Source organism: Gordonia sp. YC-XJ4, assembly GCF_059511865.1.
Map to the genome: position 1 here is coordinate 4812984 of NZ_CM183447.1, position 17573 is coordinate 4830556.

The window sequence follows — 17573 nt, forward strand, 5'->3', positions numbered from 1 at the left end:
CTACACCTGCGCCAGACAGTAGCCCAGCGACTGGGGCTGCTCGAAGGCCCACCGCACCTCACCGCTCGCGCAGGTCAGCGCGCTCGTGGACCGGTTGGTGACGCGGAAGGCGACAGTGCCCGCCGCGGCGGCCGACCCGCACGCCAGCTCGTGATAGTCCGATAGCGAGCCGCCCGAACTCGGGATCTGATAGCACTCCTGCGGAACGAAATTCGGTGTGAGACAGAGTTTGTCGCCTGAGTCACCGAAGGTCAGGCTGGCGTTGTGGTCGTTGGGGCAGTCGGCGGAATCGGCGATGAAACCGGCCGCATAGAAGGTCATCGCCGCAGTGGCGCAGTCGACCTTCGACGTCGACACATTGCCCTGCGCATCGCGGTCTCGGCCGATCTGCACGCAGTTGCCCACGGTGATCTGACTCGCGCTGGTGACGGTGGTGGGTGCCTCGGTCACCGGCGGCCGGGTGTAGGGCGTCGTCGTCCCGGGCGCGGCACCGGTCGTCGACGCGCTGCCCGATGATCGCGCGGTCGTGTCGGAGGACGAGCCGGAGATCAGGTTGGCCACCACCACCCCGGCGATGATCACGACCACCAGAGCCACGAGCGAAACCAGAACGATCGTCACCGTTCCGCGCGAACGTCGCGCAGGCGGCATCGGATAGCCACCGGTGAAACCTGGGTGACTCGGCTGGCCGGGTTGACTCGGCTGGCCGGGCTGGTTCGGTTGGCCCGGGAATGCACCCGAGGGTGCGGACTGCGGAAAGTACTGCGGCGGCGGCGCATACGGGGGCACCGGCGGTTGGGGCACCGGCGGTTGGGGCACCGGCGGCGGGTACACCGGTGGTGTCGACGGTGCCACGGGTGGTGTCGACACCGTCGGGCGTGCGGTCCGGATCACCTCCGTCGGCCCCGGTACCGGGGTCCCGACCCGGGTGGGCGAGGCACGCAGGGCACGCCCGAGTTGTTCGGCGAGTTCGCCGCACGAGCCGAACCGGTCGGCCGGTGTCTTGGCCAACGCGCGGTGCATGACCTCGTCGAGGGCCGCAGAAGTGCCCGGCCGCAACGACGACACCGCGGGCGGGGCGCTGCTCAGGTGCGCGGCGATCACGTTGGCCTGACTCGTCCCCTCGAATGGCGGCCTGCCGCACAGGAATTGGAACAGGGTGGCCGCCAGCGAGTACTGGTCGGCCTGACCGTCGACCTCGGCACCCAGCAACTGTTCGGGTGCCACATAGGCCACCGTGCCGAGAAACATGTTGGCCGAGGTCAGATTGCTGACATCGCCGGTCGATTTGGCGATCCCGAAGTCGGCGAGCAGAACCCGCGGCGGCCTGGCGGTGTCACCGCCGTCGGCGGAATCGTTCTCGGCGATCAGGATGTTGGCGGGTTTGACGTCGCGGTGCAGTAGCCCGCGCGCATGTGCGGCGTCGAGGGCGGCCGCCACCGCGGTGGCGATCGCCGACACCAGCATGGGATTGAGCCCGCGGGGGCTGCGCCGCAACAACTCCCCGCCGTCGACACCGTCGATGTACTCCATGGCGAGCCACAGATGTCCCTCGTACTCGCCGGAGTTGTAGATGGTGACGATGTTCGGATGCACGATGCTCGACGCGAGTTCGGCCTCGCGCATGAATCGCTGCCGGAACATCGGGTCGCGGCTGAGATCGGACGGCAGGATCTTGACCGCCTCGTTGCGCGGCAGGCTGGGATGTCGGGCCAGGTAGACCTCGCCCATCCCGCCACGCCCGATCAGTCTCGTGATCGTGTAGCCGGCGAACGAGTCACCCGGTTGGTAGACCACCCTCGACAGCCCTCCTCGGCACGACGGAAGCGGATACGCGCCCTCCACACGGCTCGCGCCGGACGGTCAGCCCTGGTCACATTACCGGCTGCGCCACGCCGACGACGTCGGTGTCGGGTGTTCGGGTGTCCTCCGATCGGCTGCTCGACCGACCGCGCACTCACACCTCCCGTAGGCAGTACCCGATGGATTTCGGCGCGCGAAACGACCAGGTCGTGTCCTCGTCTGCGCAGGTGATCGTCTCGTCCCCGCGCTGCACGGCACGCGCGACAATGGTCCGGTCCTGCGCCGGTTCACCGCAATCGACCTCGCGATAATCGGCGAGGTCGCCGCCGATCGGTATCCGGTAGCACTTGCCGGTGGCAAAGTTCGGTGTCAGACAGAGACTCTCGCGGTCGGCACCGAAGGTGAGCGTCGAAGTGTTGGCGGCGTCGCACTCGGCGCCGGCAGCGACCTGCCGGGCCACGTAGAAGGTGAGACCGTCGGAGTCCTCGCACGACGCCGCCGATGCGGCGACCTTGCCGGGATCGTCGTCGGGGCCGAGCGCCAGACATTCGCCGACGCCGATGTCGTCGGGATCGTCGATCGCATCGGAGCCGAGGCTGACGTCGCACGCGGCGACCAGCGCGAATCCGAGACACCCGGCGACGACGGCGGCACGCCAGGCCAGACGTCGACCGGGCCGGGCGAGCGGCTCGATGACCGGCTGGTGATCGAATGTGGTGTTCATGGGGTGTCCTCTCGGAGGTCTGCGGTTGGTGCCGCAAGCATCGGGCGTCCCGCTTGCACCCTCCTTGGTGTCGGCATGGAAGCGGCGATCACCGAAGAAGTCGGTCCGGAGCGGTCACCGGAGCCGATGTGACAGCCTGAGACCATGGCCACCGTCACCCGCCTGCGCCCGTTCACCGCCACGATCTTCGCCGAGATGTCGGCCCTGGCCGTCACCCACGACGCGGTGAATCTAGGCCAGGGCTTCCCCGACACCGACGGCCCGGCCTCGATGCTGGCCGCCGCGTGCGCGGCGATCAATGGCGGCGCCAACCAGTACCCGCCGGGAATCGGCGTACCGCGACTGCGGCATGCCGTCGCCGAGCATCAGCGGGCGCATTACGGTCTCGACTACGACCCCGACACGGAGGTGCTGATCACCGTCGGCGCGACGGAGGCGATCGCGGGTGCGATCGTCGGGCTCACCGAGCCGGGCGCCGAGGTGATCATGGTGGAGCCCTACTACGACTCCTACGCCGCGACCGTCGCGATGGCCGGCGGGGTGCGGCGCACCGTGCCGCTGCGTCCCGACGGCGACGGCTTTCGCCTCGATCGCGACGCACTCGCCGCCGCGTTCGGCCCGCGGACCGCGTTGATCCTGGTGAACTCCCCGCACAATCCGACCGGCACCGTCCTGCACGACGACGACCTCGCCGAGATCGCGCGGCTGTGTCTCGAGCACGACGTCGTCGCGGTCACCGACGAGGTGTACGAGCATCTGGTGTTCGACGGACGCACGCACACGCCGCTGGCCACGCTGCCCGGCATGCGCGAGCGGACCCTCCGGATCTCCAGCGCCGCCAAGACCTTCAACTGCACCGGCTGGAAGGTCGGCTGGCTGTCCGGTCCGGCCGAACTCGTCGCCGCGGCCCGCGCGGCCAAGCAATTCATGACCTACGTCGGATCGGGCCCGTTCCAGCCCGCCGTCGCCCACGCACTGGAGTCGGAGATGGACTGGGTGACCCGCAGCGCGCACGCCCTGCAGGCCAAGCGAGACCTGTTGTCGGCGGCGCTGTCCGACGCCGGATTCGAGGTGCACCGCAGCGAGGCAACCTATTTCGTGTGCGCCGACCCGCGCCCGCTCGGGATCACCGACGGCGAGGCGTTCTGCCGGACCCTGCCGGAGCGGATCGGGGTGGCGGCGGTACCGGTCAGCGTCTTCGCCGACGACAAGGACCCGTGGCGACACATGGTGCGCTTCGCCTTCTCCAAGCGCGACGAGGTGATCGCCGAGGCGGCCCGGCGGCTGCGACGGCTGTGAGGACCGGGCCTGGTCAGGGTGCCGCGATCTCGCCCGATCCGCGTCGAATGAGGTTGGTGGGCACCAGATGTCGTCCCGGCAGCGTGGCGGGATCAGCGATCCGTGCGAGGAGGAGTTCGGCGGCGAGGGAGCCCATCGCCGTCGGTTGCTGGGCCACCACGGTGACGCCGGGTTCGAGGAGATCGGCGAGGGGGAAGTCGTCGAATCCGACGAGTGCCACCGAGTGGCTGAGATGCAGTCGCCGTAACGCGCGCAACGCACCGACGGTGATGAGGTTCTGCGCGGTGAACAGAGCGGTGGGCGGATGGTCTGCGGTGAGCAGCCGCATCGCGGCCATCTCGGACTGGTGCTCGTTGCGCGCGTCGCGGATCACCAGCGACGGATCGGCCGGGATACCGGCGTCGGCGAGCGCCATCCGGTAGCCGTCGAGGCGTTGTTCGGCGGTCATGATCGACGCGAGGTCGCCGATGAATCCGATGCGCCGATGGCCTCCCGAGATCAGATGTCGCACACCCTCACTCGCGCCGAGGGTGTTGGTGGACACGATTGTGTCCAGGGTCAACCCGCGCGGTTCCCGGTCGACGCAGACCACCGCGGTACCGGCGGCGATGTGCGGCAGCAGGTAGGACTGGTCGTCGCCGGTCGGGGCGATGACGAGGCCGTCGATACGACGGGCGGCGAACTCCCCCACGAAGTCCCGCTCACGCTCCGGGTCCTCGTCCACGCTCGCCGAGAACACCATGAAACCCTTTGGTACGGCCACGTTCTCGACCGCCCGCCCGATCATCGCCGAGAACGGATTGGCCACATCCTCGAGGATCAGCGCAATGGTCGCGGTGCGCCCGCCCGTCAGGCGGAGGCTGCGCGCGGCGGTGTCGGGTCGGTAATCGAGCTCGCGTACCGACTTCCGCACACGTTCCACCAGAACCGGACGCACCCCGGGTTCGTCGTTGACGACCCGCGACACGGTCTTGATGCTGACCCCGGCGTGCTGGGCGACGTCGCGCATCGTCGCGCGACGGTTCGATCCGTGGTTGGCCACTCCCCACCCGCTTCTTCTCTCGGAGGCCGCGCGCTCGCGCGGTGGGTCAATCCTTGCAAACACCGGACGGGTGACAACGTTGGCGGGAGCATTGACAACGTTATCTGCGTCAATTCTCCCTGATAGCGACAAGCCATTGCACTTCAAATGTGACCTGGGTTATAACTCTCTGACAACGTTATCAATATCTCTCGCGGATTCCGCGGGGAGGGGAGATCACTCACATGACGCCGAAGACACGGGCTGTGAGATCACTTCGACACGTCGGCCTGATGGCCGTCGCCCTCGGCCTCGGCGGCGCCTGCCTGGCCGGTTGTTCCAGCGACAGCAACGGTCAACCCGGCGTTGCGCTCATCACCAAGACCTCGACGAACCCGTATTTCGTCACGATGCAGAACGGCGCCGAGCAGGCAGCAAAGAAGGACGGGATCAACCTGACCGTCGCCTCGGGCAAGACCGACGGCGACGAGGCGTCGCAGATCACCGCGATCGAGAACGCCATCGCCCGCGGCGACAAGGGGATCCTGATCACCCCGAACGGCCCCGGCGTCAACGCGGCGATCAAGAAGGCCCGCGACGCCGGCCTCTACGTCATCGCCCTCGACACCGCACCGGATCCGGCGAACACGGTCGATATCACCTTTGCCACCAACAACTTCCGCGCCGGTGAGCTGATCGGTCAATGGGCGGCGAAGAAGCTGGCGGGCAAGCCCGCGGTGATCGCGCTGGTCGACCTCTACTCCGACAAGGTGGTCTCCGTCGACTACAACCGCGATCAGGGCTTCCTGCAGGGCATGGGGATTGCGTTGAACGACCCGAAGAAGAACGGCGACGAGGCTCCCACCGGGCGCTACAGCGGCGGCCAATACACCATTGTCTGCAACCAGCCCTCCCAGGGCGCCGAGGACGGCGGCCGCACCGCGATGGAGAACTGCCTGTCGAAGAACCCCGACATCAACCTCGTCTACACGATCAACGAACCCGCTGCGAGCGGCGCGTCCAACGCGCTGAACGCCGCGGGCAAACAGGCCACGATCGTCTCGGTCGACGGCGGCTGTGACCCCGGCATGAAGCTGGTGCAGTCCGGGGTCATCGGCGCCACCTCGCAGCAGTATCCGCTGAAGATGGCTTCTCTCGGCGTGGATGCGATCTCCGAGTACATCAAGAACGGCACCAAACACGCGGTGACGCCCGGCCTCGACTACTTCGACACCGGCGTCAACCTCGTCACCGATCAGCCCCAGGCCGGCGTCCCGAGCATCACCGCGGCCGAAGGCCTCAAGCAGTGCTGGGGTGGACAGAGTTGACCGGCATCATCGACGGTCCCACCGCAACGGGCCCGCATGCGACAGGAGGGGCGATGCCCACCGACCTCAGCGACACATCCGTGGCCGGACCGAGTACCGCGGCCGAGGAGTTCGAGCAGCGTAAACGCTCTCCCATCAACCGGATTCAGCACCTGCTGCTGGGATATCCGTGGCTCGGGCCGGCGGCGGTGCTCCTGCTGGCGATCATTGCCTTCGGCATCATCAACCCGAATTTCGTCGAACCGACCAACCTGTCGCTGGTCGTCCAGCAGGTCGCGGTCATCGCCACCCTCGGCCTGGGTCAGACCCTGATCATCCTCACCGCCGGTATCGACCTGTCGGTCGGCGCCGCGATGATCCTTGTGACGATGGTGATGGGCTCGCTGGCGAGCGCACACGGCGTACCCGGCCCACTGGCCCTGCTCATCGGGCTGGTGCTGGGATTCGGCTGCGGCGTCCTCAACGGCGTTCTCGTCACCACCATCAAGTTGCCCCCGTTCATCGTCACCCTCGGCACGTTGTCGGTGTTCACCGCGCTCTCCCTGATCCTCTCCGGCGGCCAGTCGATCGACGGCGATTCGCTGGGGTCACTGCTCAATTGGACCGGCACCGCCATTCCGGTGGGCCAGTTCCGGATCACCACCGGTGTGCTCGTCATGCTCGTGCTGTACGCGGTGGTGGCGTTCGCGCTCGGCCAGACCGCCTGGGGCAGACACGTATACGCGGTCGGCGACGATTCGCAGGCCGCACGCCTGTCGGGTATCCGGACCTCACGGGTGCTGTTCAGCGTGTATGCCACGGCCGGCGTCATCTTCGCCCTGGCCGCCTGGATTCTCATCGGGCGCACCGGATCGGCGAGTCCCAACGCCGCCGTCGACGCCAACCTCGACAGCATCACCGCCGTCGTGATCGGCGGCACCAGCCTCTTCGGCGGCCGCGGGGTGGTGGTGGGCACCCTGCTCGGTGCGCTGATCGTCGGGGTGTTCCGCAGCGGCCTGGCTCTGGCCGGGGTCAACGTGCAGTATCAGACGCTCGCGGTCGGAATCCTGGTGATCGCCGCGGTCGCCATCGATCGCTGGATTCGAGGGGTGAGCGCATGAGCGCCCAGACCGTGGAACCGACCGAGCTGGGCCGACTCTCGGCGACCGGGCAGGCACCGGTGTTGCAGGCCCGCGGGCTGGTCAAGACCTTCGGACGCGTGGTCGGCCTCGACGGCGTCGACCTCGAACTCTATCCGGGCGAGGTGCTCGCGATCATCGGCGACAACGGAGCGGGCAAGTCGACGCTCATCAAGGCGCTGACCGGAGCGTTGATTCCCGATGCCGGCGAGATCTACCTCGACGGGCAGCGTGTGCACTTCCGCATCCCGCAGGACGCCCGCGACGCGGGGATCGAGACGGTGTACCAGAATCTCGCTGTCGCACCGGCATTGGACATCGCGAGCAACATGTACCTCGGCCGCGAACAACGCCGCGCCGGGATACTGGGGTCGGTGTTGCGGATGCTCGACAAGCGGGGCATGCGTGAGCAGGCGCGCGAGAAGATCAGCGGCCTGGGGATCGCCACCGTGCAGAACATGTCCCAGTCGGTCGAGACCCTGTCCGGTGGCCAGCGTCAGGCGGTGGCCGTGGCCCGCGCCGCGGGGTTCGCAACGCGATTGGTGGTGCTCGACGAACCGACGGCGGCGCTCGGGGTCAAGGAGACCGGGCAGGTGCTGCGGGTGATCGAGGAGTTGCGGGCGACCGGTCTGCCGGTGATCCTGATCAGCCACAACATGGCCGACGTCTTCGAGGTCGCCGACCGCATTCACATTGCGCGACTGGGGCGTCGGGCGACCGTCGTGACCCCGAAGACGCACACCGCCGCCGAGGCGGTGGCGATCATGACCGGCGCGGTGCCGCCACCGCCCCGTTCGGACGTCTGAGGTACCTACGCCCCGGACTCCGAGGCCCCCAGACACCGCTCGGCTCAGTGCCACGCCCCGACCCCGCTGAGCCGAGCGGTTTCCACCTCTGGGATCAGATGCGCACCAACATCTTTCCGACATTCTCCCCGCGCATCATGCCGAGGAAGGCATCCACCGTGTGGTCGATGCCGTCGACGACGGTCTCGTCGTGGACGATTTTCCCGTCGGCCAGCCACGCCGCCATCTTCTCGTTGAACTCGCGTGCGAGGCCCATGTAGGAGGGCAGAGTGAAGCCGCGCAGGGTCAGTCCCCGGGTGATGATGTTGCTCATGTTGCGCGGTCCGGGCTGCGCCTGCGTCTCGTTGTAGGAGGAGATGGCACCGCACAACGCTGCACGTCCGCCGTTGTTGAAGACATCGAGCGCGGCCTCGAGATGATCGCCGCCGACGTTGTCGAAGTACACGTCGATCCCGTCTGATGCCATCTCCCGCAACTGCTTTCGCACCGGTGCCGCCTTGTAATCGAGGGCGGCGTCGAAGCCGTAGCGGGAGGTGAGCAGGTCCACCTTGGCCGGCCCACCCGCCGAGCCGATGACCGAGGCGGCACCGAGCAGATGTGCGATCTGTCCGGCCACACTGCCGACGGCGCCTGCGGCTCCCGAGATGAACACGATGTCACCGTCTTTCAGCCCCGCGACCGCGGTGAGTCCCACATAGGCCGTCATCCCGGTGAGGCCGAGAACGCCGAGGTACACCGATGTCGCTGTGCCGGTGGGCGGTTCGGGCACCGCGGTGAACTCGGCGGCCGGCGCCTGGGCGACGTCACGCCAACCGAGCTGATGCAGCACGAGGGTGCCGACGGGCAGATCGTCGGCCTTTGACGCGACGACCCGGCCGACCGCACCGCCGGTCATGGTTTCCCCCAGGGCGAATGGTGGGACGTAGCTGCGGGTGTCGATCATCCGCCCGCGCATGTACGGGTCGACGGAGACGAACTCGTTGGCGACGCGGACCTCCCCCGGAGCGAGGTCGGCAAGGTCCACGGCGACCGTGCGGAAGTCATCAGGGGTGGGCCAGCCCACCGGCCGGTTCACGAGTTGGATCTGGGTGCTGGTCGAGGTGGTCATCGAATTCTCCTTGAAGGTGTGGATGTCGGGGTGTGGAGTCCGAACGAGGCTCACAGCGCGAGTGTCACGCCGAGCAGCACGAGGGCGATCAGGGGAAACGCGAGCTGGGTGAGGGCGGCGCGGGCCTTGTCGGGCGAGGAGACGAGCAGCACCAGCCCCGCGGCCAGCATCGAGCCCGCACCGGCGCCGATCAGTGCAGCGCCGACAGCATGGTCGGCGAACCAGCAGGCCACGCCGATGACGACGATGATCGCCAGGAAGAGGTTGTAGAACCCCTGGTTGAACGCCATCTCGCGGGTGGCCTGCGCCTCCTGCGCGCTGGTGCCGAAAGTCGCGCGGGTGCGCGGGTGGGTCCAGAGAAGGGATTCGAGCACGAAGATGTAGACGTGCAACGCCGCGGCCAGGGCTGCGACGACGATCATGGCGACGGCCATCGGGCACTCCTCCAGAATTGTGCACTGTTCGTTCCAGAACTATACTAGAATGATCGTTGCACAATTTGTCAACCCTCGATCACCGGAGTTCACATGGGACGCCCCGCCGGATACGACCCCCAGCAGCTGATCCGCCAGGCACGCGATCTGTTCTGGCGGCGCGGCTTCGACGCCGTCTCGGTCGCCGACGTCGAACAGGCCACCGGTGTGGGCCGATCGAGTATCTACCACGCCCACGGCAACATGCGGGGCCTCTTCGATGCCGCCGTCGAGGACTACCTCGACACCGTGGTCCGTCCGCGCCTGCAGCCGCTCACCACCGACCCGGTGGCACCCGAGGCGATCCTGGACTTCCTGACCGCACTGAGCGCCGCGATCGGCACACTGGCGTCGAATCCCGATGCACCGCAAGGCTGTCTACTACTCGTCAGCGCCGCGGCTCCGATCGGCTCGGATACCGCGGTGCACGAGGTGATCGCCGGTTATCACCGCGAGCTCACCGACGCGATCGGCCGCGGGGTCGACGCCCTGCTCCCCCGGGCCGACGCGAGGGTGCGGCGGCAACTGACCCGGCTCACCCTCGCCGCCGACATCGCCGCATTGTCGTTGAGCCGGATCGATCCCGACGCCGCGCGGGCGACCCTCGACGCCGCCGCCGAGGCGCTGCGGGCGCAGGCGCGCAGCGAGCGCACAGCTCAGTAGTGCTGCGCACCACCGTCGATCGAGATGTGCTCGGCGGTGATGAACGCCGACTCGTCGGAGGCGAGGAAGGCGACCACGTTGGCGATCTCGTCGGCCTCGGCGACGTACTGGTTGAGAAACACCATGCCCATCCCGGCGAGCCGCGGGTTGGCCTCATTGGTCTGTTCGATGCGTTCACGCATGCTGCCCGACCCCATCGGGGTGTTCACCGCACCGGGGTGCACGGAGTTCACGCGGATGTTGTGGGCGCCGAGCTCGGCGGCGAGACCACGGGTCATCCCGACCAGGGCGTGCTTACTGGTGGTGTAGTGGATCATGAAGGGCTGCACCTTCTTCCCCGCATACGAGCTGGTGATGATCACCGATCCACCGCCACGCGCGATCAGCGGATCCACGGTGGCCCGGACCGTGTTCCAGACCCCGATCACGTTGATGTCGATGGTGTCGCGGAAGCTCTCCGCGGTGATCTCGTCGTAGGTCTGGGGAATACAGATCCCGGCATTGGCCACCACGATGTCGAGGCCGCCGAACCTCTCGACGCCGGCCGCGACCGCCGCGGTCAGCCCATCGGCGTCACGCACATCGCATTGGGTGAGAACGGCTGTGCCGCCCTGTTCCTCGACAAGTCGCGCGGTCTCGGCGAGGTCGTCGGGGGTCGCGGAATCGTAGGGCACGCCGGGCAGCGGTCCCGCGAGGTCGACGCCGATGATCCCGGCGCCCTCACGTGCCAGGCGCACGGCGTGGGCGCGGCCCTGTCCGCGCGCCACACCGGTGATGAAGGCGACCTTGCCCTCGAGTCGTGTCATGTCGTTCTCTCCTTCTCCCGGGCCGTCACATCGGCAGCCCTTGCTCCATCAGATCGATCGCCTCGAGCAGTGAGGCGAGCACGCGATCGTCGCGCGGATCGTCGACCTGCTCGGCGATGTGGAACATCACCCCGGCGGTCGCCGCAATGAAGACGTGCAGATGCGTGTCGTCCTGCGGCACACCGAGATAGTCGGCGAAGTACTCGCGGGCACGGATGATCGCGGCGTCGGCCTCGATCTGATTGGCCATCCGCAGGGCCGGCTCGGACTGGATCAGGCGCATCCGCTCCGCACTCGACGCCCACGGATCGGCGGTCGCGATGCGGTACTGCGCACGGACCATCGTGCGCAGCAGATCGAAATGCCCGAGACCCGGCGGGATCTCGTTCATCGCCGCGACGCGCGCGTCCTCGAGATCGTCGCCGATGACCACCTGCTCCTTGGACGCGAAGTACCGGAAGAAGGTGGTGTGGGAGACCTCCGCCTCGCGTGCGATCTGCTCGACGGTGGTCTGCGCGTAGCCATGTCGGGCGAACAGCCGCATCGCGGCCTCCCGGATGGCCGACCGGGTGCGCACCTTGTTCTGTTCACGCAGCCCGGCCGGACGATGCGACACACCCGTCATCGAGCTTTTTTCATTGTGGGATGCACCGTCAGCTCGGCGCCGACGCGACGACGGCTTCCTTCTCGCCCGGCAGTCCGCGGTCACGGACCGCGCCGCCCTCGATGTCGAAATCGAAGACCAGCTTGTCGAGCCAGCGCGGCAGCCCCCACGCCCGATCACCCAGCATTGCGATCACCGCGGGCACCACCGTCATGCGAATGATGAAGGCGTCGAAGAAGACCGCGATGGCCAGGGCGAACCCGAGCATCTTGGACGTGGTGTCGGGCGCGAGCATGAACGAGGCGAAGACGCTGATCATGATGACCGCGGCCGAACTCACCACGCGCGCACCGTGCCGGTAGCCGGCGATGATGGCGTCCTTGGCACTCATGCCGTGGATGTACTCCTCGCGCATTCGGGTCACCAGGAACACTTGATAGTCCATCGCGAGACCGAAGACCACGCCGATCAGGAAGATCGGCAGGAACGACAGGGTGGGCCGGGTGTCGGTGATGATCCCGAGGTACCCCTCCTGGAAGATCGCCACGGTCACACCGAAGGTCGCGAGCACCGAGAAGATGAAGCCGATCGTCCCGACCAACGGAACCCAGATCGAACGGAAGACGCCGATCATGATGAGGAACGCGAGTCCGACCACGACCACCAGATACGGGATGAGTGCCTTGTCGAGCTTCGCCGACAGGTCCGACATGATCGCGGTCTGACCGCCGACGTGCATCTCGACGCCGCCCTTGGTGATGGTCGGACCCCAGTCGCGGATCTTCTCCATCAGGTCGTGGGTGGCCTGTGCCGACGGTGCGCTCTCCGGGGTCACCATGATCAGTGCGGTCGAGGCGCCGGTGTTCGGGTTCGCCCCGGTGCCGTTGCCGGTCCAGATCAGCGTCGCGGGGTTGGCGACGTCGGACAAGGTCTTGATGTGTGCGACGGCCTGCTCGGCGGCCGGTGCGACGTTGCCGTCGGCGTCGTGCACGATCACCAACAGCTGGCCGTTGACTCCCTCGCCGAATCCCTTCTGCAGCAACGCCGATGCGCGTGCCTCGTCGGAGTTCGACAGGTCCATGCCGAGTTCCAGCTTGCCGACCGGGATCGCGGCCAGGACGAGGATCGCCAGGCCGACGATGATGAACGGCAGCGGCCGTTTGACCACCGTCCGACCGAAGCGAACGCCGTTGGTGTCGGCGGTCTCGGACTCCTCGGCGTGACGGATGCCGGGGATACGCGGGGTGAAGACGAAGCGGCCGACCGCCCCGAGCAACGCCGGGATCAGGGTGAGCGCCGCGATCACCGCGATGACCACGGCCACTGCTGCGCCCGCGCCCATCTGGGTGATCAGCGGGATACCCACGACGGTCAGCGCCACCACCGCGATGACCACCGTCAGGCCCGCGAAGACCACCGCGGTTCCGGCGGTGCCAACCGCGCGACCGGCGGCGTCGGCGCGACTACCGCCACGTTTCACCTCGCTGCGATAGCGCGACACGATGAACAGCGCGTAGTCGATCGACACGGCGATACCGAGCATCGTGACGATGCCCGTCGCGGTCTGGTTCACCGTCATGAACTTGGCGCTCAGGGTCACCAGCATCATCGTCAGCGCGACACCGACGATGCCGGTGACCAGCGGGATGAAGGCCGCGATCAGCGCACCGAACGCGACGATCATCACCACGAACGCGACCGCGAAACCGATCAACTCGGCCTTGCCGCCCTGTTCCATGACCTGGACGAGCGAACCGGTGGCCTCGACCTGTAGTCCGTCGCCGCGGTGTTTGGCGAGAACGTCGAGGAGTTGCTGTTTCTGATCGACCGACAGGTCCTGCACATTCGTGGTGACCCCGACGCTGATCAGACCGACATGGCCGTTGTCGCCCCTGACCTTCGCGGCCACCGCCGGTTGCGCCTTGGCGGCGACGAGCGGGCTGACGACGGTCTTGGCGTCGGCGACGTCGGGCAGCTTCTGCAGGTCGGCGGCGAGTGCGTTGAGCTGCTCGGCGTGCGCCTCGAGCCCGTTGTCGGCGTACACCACCACCGTCGCCGAACCGCGGGACTGCTGCTCCATGACCTTCGGGAAGTACTGCTGCAACTGGCTGGTCGCGGTACCCGAGTCGGTGCCGGGCAGATCGAAGTCCTGCGCGAACTTGGGTTTGAGCGCGCCGACGAGGCCGGCCACGACGACGAGGGCAAGTAGCCAGGTCGCGATCACCCACCATTTGTGCCGGAACGAGAACCGGCCGAGCCGGAAGAGCAGTGAGGCCATGGCAATCCCCTGGACGTCGATGCGGACGGGTCGTCGGTACAGCGGCGCGTCACCCAAAAGTGTGAGTGACTAACACTTGATACTGTGTACTCCGCTTTTTCGGGCTGCGCCACCAGCCTGCGCTGTGTTCCGGAACACTAGAACATGTATTCGATGCGCGCTAGTGTGGGCTCATGACCGTCGGCATGCAGGGTTCGCTCTTCGACCTCACGGGGACCGCCGGAGCCGCGCCGAGCCTCGGCGCGCTGGGGACCTCGGTGACCCGCCGCGAATTGTCCGACGGCGCCTGGGTCGATCTGCGGCCGGGTTGGATCGCCGATTCCCCCGCCCTCTTCGACGCCCTGTACGACCGTGCGGCCTGGCGTGCGGAGCGACGGCGCATGTACGACCGTGTCGTCGACGTCCCGCGACTGATCGCCACCTATCAGGCACACCATCGCCTGCCCGATCCCCTTCTGGCGCAAGCACGTTCGGACTTGAGTGCACACTACCGCGAGGAATTGCCCGAGGGCTTCGCCACGGCGGGCCTGTGTCTGTATCGCGACGGTTCCGACTCGGTGGCCTGGCACGGCGACCGATTCGGTCGCGGCGCCACCCACGACACCATGGTGGCGATCCTGTCACTCGGAGCTCCGCGACCGCTGGCGTTGCGCCCCAGGGGCGGTGGTCCGTCGCTGCGGTTCGTCCTGGGCTCGGGCGACCTACTCGTGATGGGTGGCAGTTGTCAGCGGACGTGGGAACACGCCGTGCCGAAATGCCCCGGCGTCGGAGCCCGCATCAGTGTGCAATTCCGTCCGCCGGGTGTGTGGTGAGGCTCGCCGACCCTAGATCGGGTAGGAGACGCCGGTGAGCTTCTCCGACTCCGCCCACAGCCCGTCACGGATCGCTCGGTCGTTGGCGCGGCCGCTGAAGGCCGAGACCCCGGGCGCGCCGCGCATGCCGAAGAAGTGGCTCGGCCCGTAGAAGGTGCCGTTGACGACGTCCGGTGCGGTCGCGGCGTACAGCGTGGGCAGCGCGCCGTCGGCGGCCGATTGCGCGAACAGGTTGCCGATCTTCATCGCCGAATCCATCAGCGACTCGGTGTGGCCCTGCAGTTCGGTGGCCGCGTACCCGGGGTGGGCGATCAGCGAGAGCCGACCGTCGCCGTCCGCGGCGTCGAAGCGGTCGGCGAGGTCCATGCCGAACATCAGGTTGGCCATCTTCGAGTCACCGTAGGCCCGCCAGCGCCGGTAGCGGCGGTTGCGCCAATCGAGGTCGGCGAGATCGATGCGGCCGAGTTGGTGCAACCCCGACGACAACGTCACCACGCGGTCACCGATCTTGGGCAGGAGCAGACCGGTGAGCGCGAAGTGGCCCAGATGGTTGGTGCCCATCTGCATCTCGAAGCCGTCGGCGGTGCGCCGCAACGGCAGCGCCATCACGCCGGCGTTGTTGATGAGGACGTCGATGCTGCCGACCCCGTCGGCGAAGGCCCGGACCGACGCGAGGTCGGCGAGGTCGAGCGCGGCCACCCGCGCCCGGTCGCCGAGGCCGCGGGCCACGTCGTCGGCCTTGGCGGTGTTGCGGCAGGCCATGATGACCTCCGCGCCCGCACCGACCAGCGCCTTGGTGGTCTCGGCACCGAGTCCGGAGTTGGCCCCGGTCACGATGAAGGTCCGGCCCGTTTGATCCGGGATGTCGTGCGTCGACCAACCACTCATGGAATGCCCCTTTGTCGCTGCGGTGTGCTCCCTCTCACCCTGCCACGACATCGCCGAGAGGCGGAGGAGAGCGGGCCGAGAGGCGGAGAAGAGCAGTGTGTCACCGCGGGCGTTTGCCGCTACCGCAGGCGCATCAGTCCGGCCGACCCCAGCCATTTCACCGGGCGCAGCAGTCCGGAGATCACGTCGCCCACCGTGGGGGCGCTCTCGGGAACGAGATCGATTGGGCCGTAGATCTCGGTGGCCTCGGTGCGTCCGCGCACGACGCGTTTACCCAGCATCGTCCAGTGTTGCGCCTCGGCGTCGTCGGCGCCGGCGATGGCCGCCCCGCTCCCGAGCACCGGCACCCGACTGGTCTTGGCCATCTCCGACAGGCGTGCGCATTCGTTGACCGGGTCGCCGATCACCGTGTACTCGTATCGCCGTTCGGCGCCGATGTTCCCGGCGAAGGCGGTGCCGAAGGAGACCCCGATCCCCCAGCGGACGTCGAGGGCCTCGCTCAGGCCGCGCGCGAGGTCCCGGGCCGCGGCCAACGCCGCACCGGCGGGATCGTCGATCGCCACCGGCGCCCCGAACACCGCGAGCGCGGCATCGCCCTCGAATTTGTTCACGAATCCCCGGTGGTCGTCGACGACCTGCGCGACGATCTCGAAGAATTCGTTGAGCAGCGCCGCGGTGTCCTGTGGGCGGCGTTCCTGCGCGATGGTGGTGGAGCCGACGATGTCGACGAGCAACACCCCGACCTCGGCGTTGGTGCCGTGCAGACCCATCCCTCTCTCGATTGCGAGTTCGGCGACGGTGTCGCCGACGTGGCGGGCGAACAGTTCCCGCATGCGTTCGCGCTCGTCGAGGCCGGTGACCATCTCGTTGAATCCCTGCTGCAGCACCCCTAGTTCGGAGGAGTCGTACACGTCGACGTGGGCGTCGAGGTCGCCGGCATGGACCTTCTCCACCGCGTCGCGTAGTTCGGTGAGCGGATCGATCAGGGACTGGCCGACGAGGACGATGATGCGGGCGCCGGCAGCGAGTCCGACGAGCGCGAGAACCACACTCGCCCAGTCGATGTCGGCGGCCACCGGTGGCAGCATGTGCAGCCTGCGCCCGACGTTGAGGATGATCAGACCGACCATCGGCACAGCCGAACTGACCGCCCACACCGCGAACATCCGGCCCCGCACACCGTGCACGACGCGCGAGGTCGGGTCGGAGGCGAGCGCCACCATCATAAGTGGCCGCGAGGCGCGTTCGGCGAACAGATACGTCAGACACGCGCTCGACATGCCGGCCAGCGCGAACGCCACCGCCACGCCGAACACCGTTTCGACGGTGAGGGTTTCGGCGGACATGGCGATGTAGCTGAGCACCGACGCCGCCCACGCGATCGACGTGCTGAGCACCTGGAATGCCGGAATTCGTTGCACCGCAACACGACGCGCATGATCAGCGGGGTCGCCGGAGATGAACCAGCGGAATTGCGGGCGCAGCGTGAGAACCCCGAGGACCAGATTGACGACGATGCACACCACGATGGCGGTGACGATGCCGGGAAAGTTGGGCGCGCGCAGGGTCTCGTCGACCGTCAGCAGTCCCCCGTTGTACGACAGCTGCACCAAGAGGAAGGTCTCGAAACCGATGAGCGCGTTGCTGCCGACGATGGCGGTCGAGGAAATGGTGAGGGCGCGTGTCGCCAACCGGCGACGCCCGGCGGTACCGAGTTGCGCCCATTCGGTTGCCCCCGGCTCACCGACCGCGCCCCACACGAGGAGGGCGTAACGTCGCCGCGCCCGGCTCCATCGGGTCGCGGTGCCTCGGCGTGGGGGCCGGCCTTGCGCCGATGACGCT

Annotated in this window: 16 protein-coding genes; 6 read left to right on the forward strand and 10 right to left on the reverse strand. The window is 67.7% G+C overall.

What is annotated here, in order from left to right; genetic code table 11:
• Both AC5ZH6_RS21325 and AC5ZH6_RS21330 read right to left on the reverse strand, forming a co-directional pair.
• Positions 1-1797, reverse strand: a complete 1797-nt coding sequence (locus AC5ZH6_RS21325) for a serine/threonine-protein kinase (protein ID WP_014361287.1) — start codon at positions 1795-1797, stop codon at positions 1-3.
• A 160-nt stretch (positions 1798-1957) separates the two neighbouring features.
• A complete protein-coding gene (locus AC5ZH6_RS21330) occupies positions 1958-2527 on the reverse strand; it encodes a pyridine nucleotide-disulfide oxidoreductase (RefSeq protein WP_094600983.1) in 570 nt (189 codons plus the stop codon).
• 144 nt (positions 2528-2671) lie between these two features.
• Between AC5ZH6_RS21330 and AC5ZH6_RS21335 the strand changes: the two genes are divergently transcribed.
• Complete coding sequence (locus AC5ZH6_RS21335; protein WP_265076939.1) at positions 2672-3826, forward strand: pyridoxal phosphate-dependent aminotransferase; 1155 nt, start codon at positions 2672-2674, stop codon at positions 3824-3826.
• Positions 3827-3839: 13 nt separating this feature from the next.
• Here the strand turns inward: AC5ZH6_RS21335 and AC5ZH6_RS21340 are convergent, their stop codons facing one another.
• Positions 3840-4868: a LacI family DNA-binding transcriptional regulator gene (locus AC5ZH6_RS21340; RefSeq protein WP_020170203.1), complete on the reverse strand. Its 1029-nt coding sequence runs from the start codon at positions 4866-4868 to the stop codon at positions 3840-3842.
• A 245-nt stretch (positions 4869-5113) separates the two neighbouring features.
• Between AC5ZH6_RS21340 and AC5ZH6_RS21345 the strand changes: the two genes are divergently transcribed.
• The 3 genes from AC5ZH6_RS21345 to AC5ZH6_RS21355 are packed head-to-tail and all read left to right on the forward strand — an operon-like array spanning position 5114 to position 8099.
• On the forward strand, positions 5114-6175 hold the full coding sequence (locus AC5ZH6_RS21345; protein ID WP_265076940.1) for a substrate-binding domain-containing protein: 1062 nt from the start codon (positions 5114-5116) through the stop codon (positions 6173-6175).
• Positions 6176-6228: 53 nt separating this feature from the next.
• A complete protein-coding gene (locus AC5ZH6_RS21350; RefSeq protein ID WP_265076941.1) occupies positions 6229-7275 on the forward strand; it encodes an ABC transporter permease in 1047 nt (348 codons plus the stop codon).
• Entirely contained in the window at positions 7272-8099 is an 828-nt protein-coding gene (locus AC5ZH6_RS21355) for an ATP-binding cassette domain-containing protein (RefSeq protein WP_265076942.1), read from the forward strand. The genes AC5ZH6_RS21350 and AC5ZH6_RS21355 overlap by 4 nt, the downstream gene beginning before the upstream one ends.
• 94 nt (positions 8100-8193) lie before the next feature.
• Here the strand turns inward: AC5ZH6_RS21355 and AC5ZH6_RS21360 are convergent, their stop codons facing one another.
• Together AC5ZH6_RS21360 and AC5ZH6_RS21365 are read right to left on the reverse strand one after the other, a co-directional pair.
• A complete protein-coding gene (locus AC5ZH6_RS21360; RefSeq protein WP_265076943.1) occupies positions 8194-9207 on the reverse strand; it encodes an NADP-dependent oxidoreductase in 1014 nt (337 codons plus the stop codon).
• Between the two features lie 50 nt (positions 9208-9257).
• Positions 9258-9641, reverse strand: a complete 384-nt coding sequence (locus AC5ZH6_RS21365; RefSeq protein ID WP_079929043.1) for a DUF1304 domain-containing protein — start codon at positions 9639-9641, stop codon at positions 9258-9260.
• 93 nt (positions 9642-9734) lie between these two features.
• Between AC5ZH6_RS21365 and AC5ZH6_RS21370 the strand changes: the two genes are divergently transcribed.
• Positions 9735-10343, forward strand: coding sequence for a TetR/AcrR family transcriptional regulator (locus AC5ZH6_RS21370; RefSeq protein WP_265076944.1), 609 nt, complete (start codon positions 9735-9737; stop codon positions 10341-10343).
• On the opposite strand, the gene AC5ZH6_RS21375 is transcribed toward AC5ZH6_RS21370, so the two are convergent.
• Genes AC5ZH6_RS21375 through AC5ZH6_RS21385 form a run of 3 tightly spaced genes read right to left on the reverse strand, consistent with a single transcriptional unit; the run spans position 10337 to position 14031 of the window.
• A complete protein-coding gene (locus tag AC5ZH6_RS21375) occupies positions 10337-11149 on the reverse strand; it encodes a mycofactocin-coupled SDR family oxidoreductase (RefSeq protein ID WP_014361292.1) in 813 nt (270 codons plus the stop codon). The two genes, AC5ZH6_RS21370 and AC5ZH6_RS21375, sit on opposite strands and share 7 nt — an antisense overlap.
• Before the next feature lie 25 nt (positions 11150-11174).
• Positions 11175-11774 carry a TetR family transcriptional regulator gene (locus AC5ZH6_RS21380; RefSeq protein WP_006367745.1) on the reverse strand — a complete coding sequence of 200 codons (600 nt, stop codon included), beginning with the start codon at positions 11772-11774 and terminating at the stop codon, positions 11175-11177.
• Between the two features lie 28 nt (positions 11775-11802).
• Complete coding sequence (locus AC5ZH6_RS21385) at positions 11803-14031, reverse strand: MMPL family transporter (protein ID WP_288336871.1); 2229 nt, start codon at positions 14029-14031, stop codon at positions 11803-11805.
• A gap of 173 nt (positions 14032-14204) precedes the next feature.
• Between AC5ZH6_RS21385 and AC5ZH6_RS21390 the strand changes: the two genes are divergently transcribed.
• A complete protein-coding gene (locus AC5ZH6_RS21390; RefSeq protein ID WP_014361295.1) occupies positions 14205-14843 on the forward strand; it encodes an alpha-ketoglutarate-dependent dioxygenase AlkB in 639 nt (212 codons plus the stop codon).
• Between the two features lie 12 nt (positions 14844-14855).
• Here AC5ZH6_RS21390 and AC5ZH6_RS21395 read toward each other — a convergent pair whose 3' ends face one another.
• Together AC5ZH6_RS21395 and AC5ZH6_RS21400 are read right to left on the reverse strand one after the other, a co-directional pair.
• A complete protein-coding gene (locus tag AC5ZH6_RS21395) occupies positions 14856-15731 on the reverse strand; it encodes an oxidoreductase (RefSeq protein WP_014361296.1) in 876 nt (291 codons plus the stop codon).
• Positions 15732-15850: 119 nt separating this feature from the next.
• Positions 15851-17491 (reverse strand): adenylate/guanylate cyclase domain-containing protein, encoded by a 1641-nt coding sequence (locus tag AC5ZH6_RS21400; protein ID WP_265078065.1) that lies wholly within the window; start codon positions 17489-17491, stop codon positions 15851-15853.
• Positions 17492-17573: the final 82 nt, after the last annotated feature.